13 protein-coding genes are annotated in these 18,500 nt (G+C 42.3%); 3 read left to right on the top strand and 10 right to left on the bottom strand.

All coding sequences use genetic code 11. The features are described from left to right. Positions 1–84 precede the first annotated feature (84 nt). Positions 85–1,884 carry a translational GTPase TypA gene (gene typA / locus KSX81_RS14030; protein WP_118418353.1) on the top strand — a complete coding sequence of 600 codons (1,800 nt, stop codon included), beginning with the start codon at positions 85–87 and terminating at the stop codon, positions 1,882–1,884. Between the two features lie 79 nt (positions 1,885–1,963). Here the strand turns inward: typA and KSX81_RS14025 are convergent, their stop codons facing one another. The 5 genes from KSX81_RS14025 to pckA form a co-directional block, all read right to left on the bottom strand. Further along, entirely contained in the window at positions 1,964–2,488 is a 525-nt protein-coding gene (locus tag KSX81_RS14025; protein WP_004296410.1) for a chromate transporter, read from the bottom strand. Then, complete coding sequence (locus KSX81_RS14020) at positions 2,485–3,042, bottom strand: chromate transporter (protein WP_195645868.1); 558 nt, start codon at positions 3,040–3,042, stop codon at positions 2,485–2,487. The genes KSX81_RS14025 and KSX81_RS14020 overlap by 4 nt, the downstream gene beginning before the upstream one ends. A 31-nt stretch (positions 3,043–3,073) precedes the next feature. After that, positions 3,074–5,563, bottom strand: a complete 2,490-nt coding sequence (locus tag KSX81_RS14015) for a glycosyl hydrolase family 95 catalytic domain-containing protein (protein ID WP_217725529.1) — start codon at positions 5,561–5,563, stop codon at positions 3,074–3,076. Between the two features lie 117 nt (positions 5,564–5,680). Beyond that, positions 5,681–6,991, bottom strand: coding sequence for a MutS-related protein (locus KSX81_RS14010; RefSeq protein ID WP_004323126.1), 1,311 nt, complete (start codon positions 6,989–6,991; stop codon positions 5,681–5,683). 149 nt (positions 6,992–7,140) lie between these two features. Continuing rightward, the gene (gene pckA, locus KSX81_RS14005) at positions 7,141–8,748 is read right to left on the bottom strand and encodes a phosphoenolpyruvate carboxykinase (ATP) (RefSeq protein ID WP_004296417.1); all 1,608 of its coding nucleotides are present in this window, start codon (positions 8,746–8,748) and stop codon (positions 7,141–7,143) included. Between the two features lie 280 nt (positions 8,749–9,028). Here pckA and upp point away from each other — a divergent pair, with 280 nt between their 5' ends. Next, complete coding sequence (upp, locus tag KSX81_RS14000; RefSeq protein ID WP_004296418.1) at positions 9,029–9,682, top strand: uracil phosphoribosyltransferase; 654 nt, start codon at positions 9,029–9,031, stop codon at positions 9,680–9,682. Between the two features lie 4 nt (positions 9,683–9,686). On the opposite strand, the gene KSX81_RS13995 is transcribed toward upp, so the two are convergent. The 4 genes from KSX81_RS13995 to KSX81_RS13980 all read right to left on the bottom strand — a co-directional run bounded on the left by KSX81_RS13995 (position 9,687) and on the right by KSX81_RS13980 (position 14,750). Then, positions 9,687–10,562: a helix-turn-helix domain-containing protein gene (locus tag KSX81_RS13995; RefSeq protein ID WP_004323125.1), complete on the bottom strand. Its 876-nt coding sequence runs from the start codon at positions 10,560–10,562 to the stop codon at positions 9,687–9,689. A 38-nt stretch (positions 10,563–10,600) separates the two neighbouring features. Further along, positions 10,601–12,238 (bottom strand): hypothetical protein, encoded by a 1,638-nt coding sequence (locus tag KSX81_RS13990; RefSeq protein WP_004323124.1) that lies wholly within the window; start codon positions 12,236–12,238, stop codon positions 10,601–10,603. Between the two features lie 66 nt (positions 12,239–12,304). Then, positions 12,305–13,396, bottom strand: coding sequence for an HlyD family secretion protein (locus tag KSX81_RS13985; protein WP_004296422.1), 1,092 nt, complete (start codon positions 13,394–13,396; stop codon positions 12,305–12,307). Between the two features lie 22 nt (positions 13,397–13,418). Next, positions 13,419–14,750, bottom strand: coding sequence for a TolC family protein (locus KSX81_RS13980; protein ID WP_004296423.1), 1,332 nt, complete (start codon positions 14,748–14,750; stop codon positions 13,419–13,421). Positions 14,751–15,141: 391 nt separating this feature from the next. Here KSX81_RS13980 and KSX81_RS13975 point away from each other — a divergent pair, with 391 nt between their 5' ends. Then, positions 15,142–15,738 carry a hypothetical protein gene (locus tag KSX81_RS13975; protein WP_004296425.1) on the top strand — a complete coding sequence of 199 codons (597 nt, stop codon included), beginning with the start codon at positions 15,142–15,144 and terminating at the stop codon, positions 15,736–15,738. 218 nt (positions 15,739–15,956) lie between these two features. Here KSX81_RS13975 and KSX81_RS13970 read toward each other — a convergent pair whose 3' ends face one another. Continuing rightward, the gene (locus KSX81_RS13970) at positions 15,957–18,470 is read right to left on the bottom strand and encodes a YfhO family protein (RefSeq protein ID WP_004296426.1); all 2,514 of its coding nucleotides are present in this window, start codon (positions 18,468–18,470) and stop codon (positions 15,957–15,959) included. Between the last annotated feature and the right edge of the window lie 30 nt (positions 18,471–18,500).

The raw sequence follows: 18,500 nt of genomic DNA, 5'->3' as shown, positions 1-18,500 counted from the left end.
AACGATTTACAAGAAAAAATTGCTATCATTGCGCATATTTCTAATCCTATTTTCGTACCTTTGCAGCCAAATAATAGGTATTATATGCAAAATATTCGAAACATTGCAATCATTGCCCATGTTGACCATGGGAAAACAACGCTGGTTGACAAGATGCTATTGGCCGGAAATTTATTCCGCAGCAACCAAAATAGTGGTGAACTTATCCTGGATAACAACGATTTGGAACGTGAACGTGGTATAACGATTCTCTCCAAAAACGTATCCATCAATTACAACGGTACAAAAATTAATATTATTGATACTCCGGGACACAGCGACTTCGGTGGTGAAGTAGAACGTGTATTGAATATGGCCGATGGCTGTATTCTGTTGGTAGATGCCTTCGAAGGTCCGATGCCACAGACTCGTTTCGTACTGCAAAAAGCGCTCGAAATCGGTTTGAAACCCATTGTGGTAGTTAATAAGGTAGATAAACCTAACTGCCGCCCGGAAGAAGTTTACGAGATGGTTTTCGACTTGATGTTCAGCTTGAACGCAACGGAAGATCAGCTGGACTTCCCCGTGATTTACGGTTCCGCCAAAAACAACTGGATGAGCACCGACTGGCAGCAACAAACTGACAGCATCACTCCGCTACTGGATTGTATCGTCGAAAACATTCCGGCACCGCAACAGTTGGAAGGTACTCCCCAGATGTTGATTACTTCTCTGGATTATTCTTCTTATACCGGTCGTATTGCCGTAGGTCGCGTACATCGTGGTACATTAAAAGAAGGCATGAATATAACGCTTGTGAAACGTAACGGCGATATGTTCAAGAGCAAAATTAAAGAGCTCCATGTTTTCGAAGGTTTAGGCCGTGTGAAAACAAATGAGGTTTCTTCCGGTGACATCTGCGCGCTGGTAGGTATTGACGGATTCGAGATTGGAGATACTGTTTGTGATTTCGAGAATCCGGAAGCATTGCCGCCAATCGCAATCGACGAACCGACCATGAGTATGTTGTTTGCTATCAACGATTCTCCTTTCTTCGGTAAGGATGGTAAGTTTGTGACTTCACGTCACATCCACGACCGTCTGATGAAGGAACTCGACAAGAACCTGGCTCTCCGCGTAAGAAAGAGTGAAGAAGACGGTAAATGGATTGTTTCCGGCCGTGGTGTACTCCACCTTTCTGTATTGATTGAAACAATGCGCCGCGAGGGATATGAATTGCAGGTAGGTCAGCCACAGGTTATCTTCAGAGAAATCGACGGTGTGAAATGCGAACCGATTGAAGAGTTGACCATCAACGTACCGGAAGAATATTCCAGCAAGATTATTGATATGGTTACCCGCCGTAAAGGTGAAATGGTAAAGATGGAAAATACAGGCGAACGCATCAATCTTGAATTCAATATGCCTTCACGCGGTATCATCGGTTTGCGTACCAATGTACTGACGGCCTCTGCCGGTGAAGCCATTATGGCGCACCGTTTCAAAGAATATCAGCCGCACAAAGGAGAAATTGAACGTCGTACCAATGGTTCTATGATTGCTATGGAAAGCGGAACAGCTTTTGCTTACGCCATCGACAAATTACAGGATCGTGGCAAGTTCTTTATTTTCCCGCAGGACGAAGTCTATGCAGGACAGGTAGTAGGCGAGCATTCTCACGACAACGACTTGGTTATCAACGTAACCAAATCGAAGAAGTTGACGAATATGCGTGCTTCCGGTTCGGATGATAAAGTACGTCTGATTCCGCCTATCCAGTTCTCACTTGAAGAAGCATTGGAATATATTAAGGAAGACGAATATGTAGAAGTTACTCCTAAAGCAATGCGTATGCGTAAAGTGATTTTGGACGAAATCGAACGTAAACGTGCAAACAAGAACTAACTATTCTTTCATAATATTATAAAAGAGCCCCCGGTTAAACGCAGTGTTCAACCGGGGGGCTCTTTTTCCCATAAGTATACTAATACAACAGTAATCCTACCACACCCGCCAGACAAATCAACAGAATAGGGTGAAGATTCCATTTCCATGTAACCAAAAAGGCGGCTGCGAAAATACCGATACTTTTATAGTCTATAAAATTCTCTCTATTCATCATAAGTAATGCAGCCGAAGCAATCAGCGCGACCGACATAGGAAGCAGTCCGGACATAGCCGCTTTAATATACTTATTATCCTTACACTTCGCAAAGAAATAAGAAATTAGCAACACCAAAATAAAAGAAGGCAAGCAAACGGCTACAGTGGCCAACACAGCGCCCCAAACACTTTGTGTTACCGCATAACCTACGTAAGTAGCACTATTTATGCCAATCGGTCCCGGAGTCATCTGCGAAATTGCGACCACATCCGTAAACTGTTGAGGAGTCAGCCAATGATGAAGATCCACTATTTCATGTTGAATCAGGGAAAGCATCGCATATCCACCCCCAAAACCGAACATACCTATTTTAAGATACACCCAAAGTAATTGCCAATATATCATACCTGTTTATTCGCTATTTTTTCTTTCAACCATAATGTATATACCAATCCCCCTATAATTCCGGCCACCACAATATAAATAGGTGATAAGCCGAACTGCCAGATCAACACGGTAGCTATGGCAGGAGCAATCAACTGAAAACACTTCAGTTTCAAAGCTCTAACAGCAGAAATGCAAGGAAACAGAATCAATGCTACCACGGCAGGACGTATTCCATTAAAGATACGAATCATCACTTCATTATCTTGAAACCGTGCAAAAAACATGGCTATCAGCATCATGATAACGAAAGAGGGAAGAATCGTAGCCAATGCACACACCAGGCTACCACCCACCTTATACAACTTATATCCTACAAAAATAGAAATATTCACTGCAAACACACCCGGAAGCGACTGCGTCAAAGCAAACATCTCCATAAATTCTTCCTTATTCATCCATTGCTTGTTAACAATCTCCCGTTCAATCAACGGAATCATGGCATAACCGCCACCAATAGTAAACATCCCAATCTTTGCAAATGTCACGAATAATTTTAAATACTCCAGTACCATCCTTTCTTTCTAATTTTCCGATATTTTGTGTTTAATTTTTAATGAGCCCTTTGGCTGCATCATATCCAATCTGATAACTGCGTCCTTTCACTGTTTTAAAGGAGATAGTCTGATCCAAATACTTTATGACACAGTTGCCTCCTGCATTAGAGCGTACAACAGCTTCTTTCAACTGATGATTCTCCCAGATCACATCCACCTCAAAATTTCCTTTTGCACAGATACCACTGATAGAACCGTCTTTCCATGCATCCGGCAAAGCCGGTAATAATTGAATAAAGCCCATGTGACTTTGGAGCAGCATTTCGGTGATTCCCGCTGTCCCACCAAAGTTCCCATCAATTTGGAAAGGCGGATGCGTATCCCACAAATTATCCATGGTTCCGTTCTTCAATAAATTGCCGAATAAAGTATAAGCATGATTACCATCCTGCAAACGCGCCCACTGATTCAACTTCCAACCCATACTCCAACCGGTAGCACCATCACCACGATGCACCAATACCACTTTAGCAGCTTTCGCCAGTTCGGGAGTAGTGACCGGAGAAACAGTATGTCCCGGATGCAGGCCGAACAGATGATTCACATGACGATGTTCATCTTTCGGATCATCAATATCCACCGACCATTCCATCAACTGACCATAACGACCTATTTGATAGGGAACGAGATTGGCAAGCACATGCTCCCATTGCTTACGTTCTTTCTTATCTACACCCAACACTTTGCTTGCTTCAATCGCATCCATCAGAATTTCACGCACTACGGCATGCACAAAAGTAGCTCCCTGATCGATAGGACCATGCTCGGGCGAAGTGGACGGAGCAGCCGTATAGGTTCCATCCGGCTTATGCCACAGGTAATCGACTGCAAAATCCGCACTACTCTTAATTAGTTCATAGCCGGTTTCTTTCAGAAATTTCAAGTCTCTTGTATAGTCGTAATACTCCCATATATGAGTAGCCAGCCAGGGACCTGCCATCGGATTGAAGTTCCACGACATATCCTGACTTTCCAACGGAGTGGTAAAGCCGAAAATATTGCCGGAGATAGATGCCGTCCATCCTCTTGCTCCGAAATAAGCTTGTGCAGTCTTCTCCCCCGGTTTCACCAGTGTACGGATAAAGTCAATCAACGGAAGCACGCACTCATTCAAGTTGGTAGAACAAGCAGGCCAATAATTCATCTGGATATTGATGTTATTATGATAATCCACACGCCACGGTCCATCGACATTATTGTGCCAAATCCCCTGTAGATTAGCAGGCATATTGCCCGGACGGGAACTGGCAATCAGAAGATAACGTCCAAATTGATAATACAACTCTCCCAGATAATAATCCGGCTGTCCTTTCCGATAATTTTTCAGACGTTGGGAAGTAGGCAGATTCACTCCTTTCACCGCTGGGTTCAGATTCAGCCGAACCCGGTTGAACAGAGTAGCATAATCATTATAATGTTGATTGAATAAAGCTGTATATCCCTGCGCCACTGCATTATTCATCCACTGCTTTGTCGTTTCTTCGGGATTAACGCCTATATATGTTTTCGGATCTTTGAAATCCGGATCAAAGTTAATCTTATAGTCAGTGTCCGCTGTGATATAAAATACAACTTCGTCTGCATCCTTCACTGTCAACTTTCCATCTGCATTAGACAGTGTTCCTCCTTTTGTTTCTGCCTGGATGCACACAACATACTTCATTCCATTATTATCCAAAGAAGCTGTGTAAACCAGTCCTTTATTTCCATCAGAAACCATGCTGCCGGTAGACAGGGGATTGGGCGCATAACTGAAAACCAGATTTTGTTTCCCCGATTGATCCGCGCTGAAACGTACCACCATTACATTGGCGGGGTAAGAGATAAAAAAATTGCGTTGATAAGCCACACGATCCTTTTTGAATTGTACGACTGCCATAGCCGAATCCAAAGAAAGAATGCGCTTATAATCGCTCATTCCTATCATATTCAGTCCGGTTTCTACATAAAACTCTCCCATTGTAGTAAAGCTACCGAAACGGAAAGGATTTTCTCCGTCAGCTTCATACGAAACTTCACTATTGAAGTTCTGTCGCGTTAGCATTTCAGCCTTTTTCTGATCTCCCTCTGTAAATGCTTTGCGTATTTCATCTAAAAGATGGGCCGATTGTTTATTGACATTCCAATAATAGTCCACACCTTTCGCTGTGTTCGGACCACCGCGCCAAAGCGTTTTTTCATTGAAAGTGATACGTTCGGCTTCTACCGATCCCATAATATTTGCGCCGAGGCTACCGTTACCAATAGGCAATGACTGTGACTCCCAACTGGCATCCAGATTATGTCCGCTTCCTGCTGTTACCGGTTTATTTTCATCTTTCCACAAATCCGGTCTTCCGCCATACCAGGCAGCATATCCCTGCAAAGTATTCGGAGTATCAAACCAGATGGAAAGTCCTTGAGTATAATCTGTTTCTCCCGCATAAAGCCCGGAGGTAAGGAATAGGGAACTAATAAGAAGGAAATAAAAATTCTTCATGGTCGTCGCGTCGTTATTTAAGATTAATAACCCATTTATAGTCTGTACAAAAGTAGTCAAAATATATATCTAATAAAAATAAAACAGAATCTCAACAACCTCTATAATGAGGTAAAATTACATCAAACCATCCGACAGTATTTTTTTCACGACCCAATACCCGACTCTGGCCTCTGAAATCCCTGACAACAACCGATGAGGACAGACAAACGCATCATCAATAATTTCTGCTTCCATATAATAAAAGCAACAGGAAGAATCCTTTTCAAAGGCTTTCGCATATTCCAAAATATGTGTCGATATCAAGAAATGACAATGAGAGAAGCTTTTCAGTAATTCATTGACGGCAACGGAGGCTTGAAACGCATCTTTAGCATTCGTCCCGCGAAACATCTCATCTAATACCACCAAACAGCGTTTTCCGGTCACAGCTTTTTGCATCACTTCTTTAATACGGAGTACTTCCGCCATAAAATGACTTCGTCCGTCCCGCAAAGAATCCGGCAGATTAATAGAGGTATAAATCCCCTCGTAAAGAGGACAAATCATTGATTTCACAGGAACAGGCAAACCGCAATGTGCCAACCAGACAGCCAAGGTCAATGCCTTTAAAGTTGTTGACTTTCCCGCCATATTAGAGCCTGTAAAAATGCATATATTTCCCCGGGACATCTGCCAACGGTTTGGCTGCGCATCTTTCACAAAAGGATGAACGACTCCCTCCACCGAGAAGTCCATTGTCGGTACCATTACCGGCATACAACAGAAGCTCTTCTCTTTTGCCACCCGGTGAGCTGTACGGCAAACATCAAGTAGATATATAACAGACAGAAGTTCCTTCAAAGATAACAACCGAGTACACCGGAACAGATAATCGAATTTGTCTATGACAAAGTTAGATAGTCGTTTTTCCTCATCAGAGGTCTGCTCCAATACTTCCTCCAATTCACTTCCATGGAGAATATTATCAATCATAGCAGCAGATTCTTTCATGAGTTGCGGGGCGTCCTGTGGTAGTTCTGTCGCCCATTCCTTCAGACAATGCAAGAGATGAACCACTAATTTCACCCCTCTGCAGATCACATAACGGGTCGAATCATATCGCACCAGACGGTCGATAACAGTAGCACATGAAAGTAAAATATGAGCTTCCCGTATCTGGTCACGATAAGCCAAGTAATACTCAATAAAATCCAGCTCTTCTTCATTCAAAAGAAGTTCGGGCAAAGCATCCCAGACAATAGCCTCCTGTCTTTTACGGATTTCCCCCAAATCACTTAGCGGATACATAATCCAGTTCAACATCAGCGCTTTTCCTTCTTTTGTCTCTGTTTTGGAAAACAAAGAGAAAAGAAATTGCTCATTATTAGCAGTCTCTGTAATGCTTAGATCCGCATAGGTCTGTTTGTCAGTAGCTAGATATACCATAACCGCCTTTAAAGGTTAGTACTCCTGTTTTGGCAAATATAGGGAAAAGTTTTAAACAAACAGCATTTATTCTCATAGAAAGGCACAGGCATAAACAAAAAAGGCGGTTCGAAATCGAACCGCCTTCCATATTATATCTGATTCTCCAATTAGAGTTTCGGACCAGCAGCAACCAAAGCCTTACCAGCTTCGTTACCAGTAAATTTAGCGAAGTTCTTGATGAAACGTCCAGCCAAATCTTTAGCTTTTTCTTCCCATTGGCAAGCACATTCGTAAGTGTCGCGTGGGTCAAGGATCTTCGGATCAACACCCGGAAGTTCTGTAGGAACAACAAAGTCGAAGAAAGGAATAACCTTAGTAGGAGCTTTGTCAATAGAACCATCAAGGATAGCATCGATGATACCACGAGTATCTTTGATAGAGATACGTTTGCCGGAACCATTCCATCCAGTGTTAACCAAGTATGCTTTAGCACCAGTCATCTCCATCTTCTTAACCAGTTCTTCTGCATATTTAGTCGGATGCAATGACAAGAAAGCAGCACCGAAGCAAGCAGAGAATGTCGGAGTCGGTTCAGTGATACCACGTTCTGTACCAGCCAATTTAGCTGTAAATCCAGACAAGAAGTAGTATTGAGCCTGTGCCGGGTTCAAGATAGATACTGGAGGCAATACACCGAATGCATCAGCAGACAAGAAGATAACTTGTTTTGCGTGAGGACCTTTAGACACCGGTTTAACGATGTTTTCGATGTGATAGATAGGATAAGAAACACGAGTGTTTTCAGTCACGCTCTTATCTGTGAAATCAATCTTACCGTTAGCATCAACAGTTACGTTTTCAAGCAAAGCGTCACGTTTGATAGCATTGTAGATATCCGGTTCACTTTCTTTATCCAGGTTGATAACCTTAGCGTAGCAACCACCTTCGTAGTTGAATACACCTTCGTTATCCCATCCGTGTTCGTCGTCACCGATCAATTTACGTTTCGGGTCAGTAGACAAAGTAGTCTTACCTGTACCAGACAGACCGAAGAAGATAGCAGAGCTAGTTCCTTCCATATCGGTGTTAGCAGAGCAGTGCATAGAAGCGATACCACGAAGCGGGTTCATGTAGTTCATGATAGAGAACATACCTTTCTTCATTTCACCACCGTACCAAGTATTCAGGATTACTTGTTCTTTAGTCTTCAGGTTGAATACTGTAGCAGTTTCAGAGTTCAAGCCCAGTTCTTTGTAGTTGTCAACTTTTGCTTTAGAAGCATTGAAACATACGAAATCAGGTTCTCCGTAGTTAGCAAGTTCTTCAGCAGTCGGGCGGATGAACATGTTAGTTACGAAGTGAGCCTGCCAAGCTACTTCCATGATGAAACGTACTTTCATACGAGTAGCTTCGTTAGCACCACAGAAAGTATCAACAACGAACAAACGTTTGCCGGAAAGTTGTTTTACAGCTTTAGCTTTCAAGTCAGCCCAAGCTTCTTCAGTACATGGTTTGTTGTCGTTTTTGTAATCTTCAGAAGTCCACCATACAGAATCAGCAGAAGCTTCATTCTTAACGAAGAATTTATCTTTAGGAGAACGACCGGTATAGATACCTGTCATCACGTTCACAGCGCCTAATTCAGTTACTTGACCTTTTTCAAAGCCTTCCAGACTCGGTTTTGTTTCTTCAGCGAACAAAACATCATAAGACGGATTGTGCAAAATCTCGGTCACACCTGTGATGCCGTACTTGCTTAAATCTAAATTTGCCATTTTCTTTGAATTAATTAAAATTGGTATTTTGTTTTCTATCTCTTTTCACCTTAACATGGGGAGCTTTGGATAGCCCCTTGTAAATCCGGCTACAAAAGTAATACTTTCTTTGGAAAGGAAGAAGGTATTAGAGAAATTTTTCCCTAATTGAAACTCTTTTATAAATTCCTAACAATATCTGCAAACTGAATATTGCAATTTGAAAGATTATCGTTTACTTTGCAAGTCAGTATGCTAGCAATGCTGTGAAAATGAGATTAAAATCTGATTAAAAAATAATATGAAAGTAATTGATTTTGGCCAAACTAATTCGATTCTAAACCAGTACATATCCGAAATTAGAAATGTAGAAGTTCAGAACGACCGCCTGCGTTTCCGCCGTAACATCGAACGGATCGGAGAAATCATGGCTTATGAAATGAGTAAAGAGTTTAAATACTCGGTAAAGAACATCCAGACACCACTGGGAATCGCTCCGGTCAGTACACCGGACAACAATTTAGTAATCAGTACGATCCTGCGTGCTGGTCTGCCTTTCCATCAAGGTTTCCTTAGCTATTTCGACGGGGCGGAGAATGCGTTTGTTTCCGCTTACCGCAAATATAAAGATACGCTAAAATTCGATATACATATAGAATATATCGCTTCTCCCCGCATTGATGACAAAACGCTGATTATCACCGACCCTATGCTGGCAACAGGAGGGAGTATGGAACTTAGTTACCAGGCAATGCTGACCAAAGGACACCCTGCCGAAATTCATGTTGCTTCGATTATCGCCAGCCAAAAGGCTATCGATCATATAAAGAATGTATTTCCTGAAGACAAGACAACAATCTGGTGCGCAGCCATCGATCCCGAACTCAACGAACATTCTTACATTGTTCCGGGACTGGGCGATGCAGGCGATCTTGCCTATGGTGAAAAAGAATAAACGTTTAAAGATTCTTCCGATATTGCTGCGGTGAAACCCCAACCTGCTTCTTAAAGAACGTACCGAAATAAGAAGCATTGGGGAAGCCGAAGGCATTTGAAATCTCCTGAATATCTTTCTGCGTATTTTTAAGCAATGAGATGCTCTTACGAATGATAGCTTTGAATACAAGTTCCTGCACGGTATATCCGCAGATACTCTTAGAAACGGCAGAAAGATATTTAGGAGACAAACACAATTTATCCGCATAAAACTCAACACCCCGTTCCTGCATATAATATTTTTCGATTAACTGGATCAAGTGAATAAAGACTTCGTTTTTGCGTCCTCCCACTTCCCGCCCGTCATTGACGAGTTTGCGATTATAAATAGAACAAATCCTGTACGTCAATGCAAGTAGAAGTAATTTCTGCTCATAAAGTTTAAATGAATTTTCTTCCGACTGTAACACATTGTCCAATAAGGACATATACTTTACGATCTCTTCTTCCTCACCAGTAGACCATACACAAGAAGGTTCTTCGGGAGTAAGGCGGGAATACATATACATGGAAACAACCAGATTCCCCATAATATCCCGGATCGGTTCTATCTGATAAATCAAAATCCGCACCTCCATGTCTTCCGACTCTTGCAAAACCTGAAACTCGCCGTCTTCGGGAATAAACAAACTTTCGCCTGCTCCTGCGAAATGCTTTTTCTGATTAAGCGAAAACTGGAAATTACCCTGGTGGCAAATAATCAGCCCCAGTCCTTTCATTTGAAAAGGTTTCTTCAGTGAGGGTGGAAAATTTACAAATATCCCTTCGGAGCTACATATATTTTTCCCACTTAACAAATCGCGTTCAAACTGCAATAAACGATCTTGTCCGCTATCCATCATACTAATATATTAACAGATCATTATCAAAAACGACGCTAAGTTAGCAATTTTCGTTTAGGATAAGGAACAACGAGCACAAATATCATACAAATTAACCCACCATAAATTGTCCATCCCGCCATCTCTTTGAGTGCAGAGAGCGTGGCCTGCACCTGAATACGCCCTTTGGTAGATATAGCAGCCATGTTACGGGCTTCCGTCTCACTCTTTCCCTGATATTTCATACCTTGTACCGTACCAAGGAAGGAAGTGGAAGCATCCGGATTAAGCAGGTCCACATTTTGCGCATAACGGGTTATATAGTGTTGTTGCCGCTCCTGCAAAACATTTGTATAAATTGCTCCGCCAATACTCGGTCCCACAACCATACGCACAGTAAGCATAATACAGATCCAGGTGGAAAGATATTTAAAAGGCATACGTTGATTGGCATAAGCAGCCGTCAGCGCATACAGAATCATCATGCCTGTAGCACGGATGATAACTGCATATTTCAGACGCTCGTAAACTCCTGCTGTCTGTACCTCGAAATACATGAAAACAGCTGATAAAGACAGGAAGAAGAATCCCATCGCAAACAGATACTTAAAATGTAATCCTTTACCTCCCAACACCATAGCAACCACGGCACCAATAGCATAACCTACCATACACCAATTACCTAATGAAGCATTTTGCAGATTATCGAGATGCATCCCCACTCCTGCAAACACATTGACAAACATAGCACTGGAGTTTATCACCATCAATAATAAATAAAGTAATGCTCCCATACGTATAGTACGCAGTTTGAACGCATCCAGCAAAACATAAGGCGACCGGCGCGTTACGTCCATATATAGAAAAATTCCCGCAAACAGAATACTTACAGCTGTCGCCCAACGGATAGATTCGTCATCATACCAGTCGAGTACTTTTCCATAAACCAGCACATACGTGAGACAAGTCAGCGAGATGCAAAATGCAGTGACATTGCCGAACTTACGGAAATTAATAGGAAACCTTCCGGGAAACTTATAATTCGGCATGGTAATAAACAAGAGCAAAATAGAGATCAGGAGAATCCCCATCATAAAGTAATACACATATTTCCACTCATATTCAAAGGACAGCCAAGCCGTCAATGCTGTGCCCGACTGTCCCAGAATCATAAAAAACAGATAAACAGCCGGCTGACTCACACATCTTTCAATGTCCAATTTATTCCAACCGACAGTATCTTTCGGCTCCAACCCCGGAGTAATATTGCGGGTAGCTTCCATTCCACCCGCATACCAAATGAGTGTGAACAGATTGACCATCATCAGTACCATACGCAAGAAACCCGTCAGAAGACTACAAAGCGCCAACAGAAAAACGCTGTCTGTCTTTGCACAGATATAACTGAATATATACATGAACGCAAACCCGACAATACACATCATCTTCTCCCGCCGTACACACACCAACTGATATAGGAAAGGAGCAAAGGCTGCCATACCAATAGAAGTAACAAAGTTGGCAAACTGGATATGCTCGGATATTATGCCAAGCCCGCTCATCATTTCGGTGCTATTCACCGAATAAACCCCGCCTACCGTAAGAATCGGCAGAAAGAAAAATAACAGAATGATAATACCCAACGGCTTGGGCATCCAACCATAGAAAGGATAATTTTTAGGATAAGAGGGCATCGGACTAATTAAAAATATAAATTAAAAATTATAAGGCACTGTATATAGACAGAAGAGGCGGAGGGATTAGAGTCTGGCTTTCACTACTACCATCATGCCTGCTGCTAACCGTTCGTTATCTTCTTTCGATAAATCGGTGAAATCGATTCGTACGGGAATACGTTGCTGAATCTTCACAAAATTACCTGCCGAATTATCCGTCGGCACTAATGAATATTTAGACCCGGTAGCTCCTGATATAGAGGTGACTTTGCCTTTAAACTCTTTATCGCTAATGGCATCTACTGTGACAAATACTTCCTGTCCGATATGCAGGTTCTCGATTTGTGTCTCCTTATAATTGGCAACGATCCATTTCTGGGTATCAGGAAGAATATAGGTGATGGTCTGCCCTGCCGAAATAAACTGTCCTTCCTCTAATGAACGACGGCCGAGTTTTCCGTCACAAGGAGCTATTACAACCGTATAGGAAAGATTCAACCGGGCCATTTCGAGCGCAGCTGTTGCTCTTTGAATAGCCGCTTCGGTATTCATGCGACGGTAGGACACTTCATCTACACCGGAAAGAGCTGCTTTTTTCTGCCTTTTCGTAGCTTCCAGCTTCTTACGCGTAGCTTCATAATCAGTGACAATCTGTTCAAGTTGGATAGGAGTAGCCGCATTTCGTTTCACGAGGTTCTCATATCGTTTCCGGTCTTTTTCCAGTTTCGCCAACCGTACTTCAATCTCGGCAATAGACGCATCGTAAACAGATGCTGTTGTCTGCGTGGTATTGAGTGTAGCATTGATGACGGTCGCACCGGCTTGCGCATCCTTCAAGGCAGCTTCAGCCTCCATTACGCGAATTTTATATTCACGATCATCCAGTACCAGCAAAGTATCTCCTTTATGTACCTCCTGATGTTCTGTAAAGTAGATTTTGTCAATGTAACCTGAAGCACGTAGATTGATAGGAGACACATATTGTTCTATTTGTGCATCGTTACTAGTCTCCGTCTGGCTATAATTCAAAAAAAGGCAGATCACTTCAATCACTCCCCAAACAATAATAGCCACTCCGAAAAGGCTGATAGCAATCTGCCAGCGACGAAGTTTCTTCATTTTTTTTGCTTTCTCCTGATGAGTAGCGGAAGGAAGGTTATTTTCCATTGTTTCCATATTTATGATTGTTATTTGCGTATTATTTGACTAATGATTCTATTTGTCCGGTTAGTTTAAGCAGCATCAGGTTAGTCACCCGATAGTTATAATGTGCGCTGATATAGTTGTTTTGAGCTTCGCTCATCTGCATTTCATCTTGCAGCACTTCCGTCATAGAAGCAATGCCTTCCCGGTAACGGTCGGAAGTGACTGCGTACACATCTTCGGCAAGCAAGTAGTTATCCTTCTGTTTCTTAAAGTTACGCTGATTGTTCATCAGGTCGTTCACAGCATTCAGATATTGAGTTTGCAGATTCTTCCGGGCATCTTCCCATGCCAGCCTTTTGTTCTCTATATCGATCATCGCCTTCTTTATTTTATAGGTTTTATCCAGTCCGTCGAAAATCGGAATACGCAAGGTTAGCCCCACTCCATAGGAACGAAACCATTGATTGGACGGACCGGAGTGGAACCAATGATAACCTTTATCCGTATATGCGGCATATCGCCAGCTGCCTGTCAGACTAAGAGAAGGGATATATCCATTAGTAATGATCTTCTTTTGTCGTTCCGCCAGTTGCACTTGCGATTGTGAGAGTTGAAGTTCATAGATATTTTCCGACAAGCCGGTCAGGGCTACCGTAGTAATGCTATCGGTATTTACCGGTGTCAGCGCGATTTCCTTTTCAGCCGGATAATCCATAATGTATTTCAGCATATTCAATTGCTGTTTCATCATTGCTTGTGCATTGTCATATTGCACCTTCAGATTTTCCAAATTGATATTGACTCTTTTCAGATCGACTTCCATAGACATTCCATTATCGAAGAAAGCCTGTGTAATATCTCTCAATTCTTCCAGACGGGTGATATTTGCTTTTATCAGCATGATTTGTTCGGCCGTGACCTGTCCGAGATAATACATCTTACTGATTTGAAGAATAACATCTTCCCTGGCTTTTCCATAAGACAGACGACTGATTTCTTCCATCACTTTAGCTATGGACATAGAAGTATAAAGAGTCTGATTGAAAAGCGGCATCTGCATTTCCAGTCCTGCATTAGCAGAATGTTGCAATGTTTTCGTTATATTATAGGGAACTCCGTAAGATGAACCGTCTGTGACTGACACCGGAGGATCAAAATTGTTATTATAACCGGCTATCGCATTAATTTGCGGCAGCAACTTCGAACGGTTTTCAGATACGCCATATTTACTTTTTTGTATTTCTTTACGTTTCCCTTCTAACGACAAGTTATTGTCAATACCAATGCGGAGGCAATCCTCTAATGTCAGAATCTCTACCTCCTGTGTTTTTCCGTTTAACACGAACAAGAAAAAAAAGGAAAAAATGAATAGTAGTCTTTTCATAATATATGCTCTATTATTGGCTACAAATTTAGCAGCTTATAGCATAATGAGACTATCCACAAACTATTTGTTTATATTCATATTTTCCTTTTTCAATGGGTAAATGAATGGACAGTCACTCTCATAGATAAAAACAAGAATCCTCTTTCAACCTATCACCTATATTATCAAACCCTTTATTCATCGTATATTCAGTATGGTAATAGGTTACTGTTGTAGTTTCAAGGCGGGGAACCTTCCTCCATCCTAAAGCATAATAGCATAAACCCATCGGACGAAGAAAAGTCAGGCATTTGATAGACAAATCTCCACCCTTAGTCGATTTTATTTTTATCTGCTCCAGTATCTACTTAGCTTTGAGATATTAAAACAAATAAAAGCAGTAAGAGAAATGAGAAAAAACATGAAATTGATAGGATTGGCAGTCAGCTTAACATGTTGTGCAGGTTTTATAAATGCACAAGAAGCCTATGAGCCGCAAGAAAGGCAGCAACAAGAAAAGCATCTTCCACGCAAAGTTCTGAATCCAGAGAAGGTAGCAATCCAGATGACAGAGCAAATGAATAAGTTGCTCCAACTGACAGATAAACAATATAAGAAAATATATAAGCTGAACCTGAAAGAGCAAAAAGCATTTTTCAAGGCTATGCAAAATTCGGATGACTATCGCCCACCAATGGGAGAAGGTCCCGGTATGCGGGGAGGACGTCCGCCAATGGGTGGAGGCCAACCGCCAATGATGGGAGAAGGTGGTTTCCCGGGCAGAATGGGAGGTGGTCCGATGATGAACAGAGATACCAATTCTGCCGACTCACAAAAGAAAGCCGCAGAAACCAAAGAAAAGAAAATAAAAAAGATTCTGACAAAAGAACAGTATGAGAAATGGCAGGCCGAACAAAATTCCGCACGTAAAAAAGCTTCTCAAAGAAGAATGCACAAAGATAATCATCCTGACAAGGGTCCGGATTTTGAACAAAAAAATCTCTAAAACATCACACTTAATATGTTTCTATGAACAGCGTTTGTTTTTCATAATTTTTTAGTGAATGTAAAGTAGCGGCTCTCTTCGTGAGGAAGAGAGCCGCCCTTATTTGATATGAGTTTGAAAAGTCCCTAAAAAGAAAATCACCTTTACTGCACAATATGTTGCAGCAAAGGTGATTTTTATAAGATCAAGGCTTTTGAACGATCTCTATTACATTTCGCTTAAGACTTCTTCGCTATCTTGCTCCGCTGCGTCCACGCAAGAACCATAACTCCGATCAGCAACAAAGCCAGTGCTGCATAAGCAATACTTTCCGTGACGTGTATGCTTTGCGGATCAAACCACATCTCGATGGTATGTTCCCCTGCCGGCATATTTATCGCACGCAAGATATAGTCTGCACGGGCAATATCCACCGGCTGGCCATCGATATTCACCTGCCATCCCGGATAATATATTTCAGAGAAAACAACAACTCCGTCTTTAGGAGTGGAGGCCTTATAAACCAAACGATTTGGCTCGTAACTGGTTAACTGGATGGTAGATAGTGAATCTTTATATCCTTCTGTCACACCTTTCAGCTGTTCTTTAAACTTCACATCCACTACGGCTGTTTCCGTTGGAAGAATATCGTTCAAAGCATCTATTTCTTCATTTGCATTATTTACATACTGCACCTTATCTACGAACCATGCATTACCGTATGCATAAGGATTCATGACAGGAACAGCCTGCCCTTGCTCTCCGGCAGGGAAAATGAAGTATTTGGTATTCAGCATATTCAGTACACGGAATTTAGAAGCATCCACACTGTCCATCTGTCCACCGGCAGTAGCCACAGCCTGATAAGTTTCTTTCATTTCGGGCACGATGTGATGGTCTATCATTTCCTGATAGCGGCGAAGTTTCGCTGCATGATAGCCACCGACACTCTTATGCCAATATGCTGTATTGTTTTCATTAAATGTATTACCGGGGAAACCGATGAAGTTCAGTACACGATAATTCGGAGTCGTATCCTGAAGAATAATCTCATCCGCCTGTGTTTTCACGAATGCTTCTGACCGCTTCGACTTCGGCACGAACTGTTCGTCATTCAAATAGCGTTTATTGACACTCCACATATCTATCAGACACAAAAGTGCAATACCCGCCAGTGTAAAAGAGGCTTTCAACTTCCGCAGTTGATACAAGAATAAGAACAGGCAACCGATCACTATAATAAAGAAGCTGCGCCATGCATCCGAAGCAATAATGGCTTCGCGCATTTCAGTCAGATTGGCCACAAACGGAGCCAAATGTTCGGCAGGAAGTGCTTGTTTCAAAGCAGTCATCTCCTGTGTCGTTATAAAGCTGGAGAAGAAAGTGCCCGGGGCGACAGCTAAAATGAGTGCCACACCGGCAGTTAGTACCAACGCAGCAATCACTCCTCTGCAGTTCTTTTCCTGTTTCAGCATATCCGGTTTACTCAAAATCTCTTTCAAGGCAAAAATCGCCAACAAAGGTATTGTAAATTCAGCTATTACCAGAATAGAAGATACAGCGCGGAACTTATTATACATCGGGACATAATCGATAAAGAAGTCCGTCAGCCCCATGAAATTCTTTCCCCATGAAAGCAGAATCGAGAAGATAGTAGCTCCCAGCAGCGCCCATTTAAGAGGACCTTTCACTATAAAGCACCCCAATACAAAGAGGAACATCACAAATGCCCCCACATATACCGGACCGGCTGTCCACGGCTGCTCACCGAAATATTGAGGTAACTGTGAGTAAATACCGTTATACATTGGATTGGCCTTTGCCATAGCAGCTTCGCTCTGTGACATCGTAGATCCTGATCCTCCCCCCTTTACATTCGGAACCAGCAACGTCAACGTTTCACCGATACCATAACTCCAGTTGGTTATATAATCACGATCCAATCCGCTACTAGTCTGACTGGCAGCAGCTCCCTCCTGCTTCAATTCGCTCTTGCCGCGCATCGTCTCCTTACTATATTCATACGTATGATACAGATTGGAAATATTGATGCAGACTCCTACCACGGCAGCCAGTGCTAAAACCCCGCTAGCCTTGAAGAAATGAGGCAATTCTTTCTTTTTGTAAGCATCTTCAAAGTAAGCTCCTACAAAAAACAGGATCACAAACATGAAATAATAGCTCATCTGAATGTGATTCGACTGAATCTGAAGGGCGATGAACAGGGCCGTAACGATTCCGCCCAACAGGTATTTCTTCCGGTAAGCCAGAACGACACCTGCAATCGTAGGTGGTATATAAGCCAATGTCACAAACTTCCAAATATGCCCTGCCGGTATCAGAATGAAGAAATAGGAAGAGAATGCCCATATCACTCCGCCTAATCCTGCCAGCCAGGCCGATATTCCAAACGCCCGCAAGAGGATATAGAATCCCAGCATCATGATAAAAGTCAGCACTACATAATCCGGGAGAAAGAGGCGATAAACCTTCTCCACCCCTTTCAGGGACGTTGTCGAGTCGTAACTCGGAGACATCTGATAAGTAGGCATACCTCCAAAAATCGAGTTTGTCCAGCGCGTACGTTCTCCGGTACGCTCGAGATACTCTTTCGATTCTTGTCCTGCACCGACTCCGGCAGCCGTGTCATGCTGAAACAAGATACGACCTTCGATATCAGCCGGAAAAAAATAGGCGAAAGAAAGAATGATAAAAGCCAGAATGGCTATTAAGTCAGGAAGAAACTTTTTCATTTACGATGACACGATTTACTATTTACGATT

The sequence above is a fragment of the Bacteroides sp. MSK.18.37 genome, from assembly GCF_019129155.2.
In the GTDB taxonomy this organism is placed as follows: domain Bacteria; phylum Bacteroidota; class Bacteroidia; order Bacteroidales; family Bacteroidaceae; genus Bacteroides; species Bacteroides ovatus.
The sequence above is the reverse complement of the archived record's forward strand: the minus strand, read 5'-3'. Positions and strand labels throughout refer to the sequence as shown.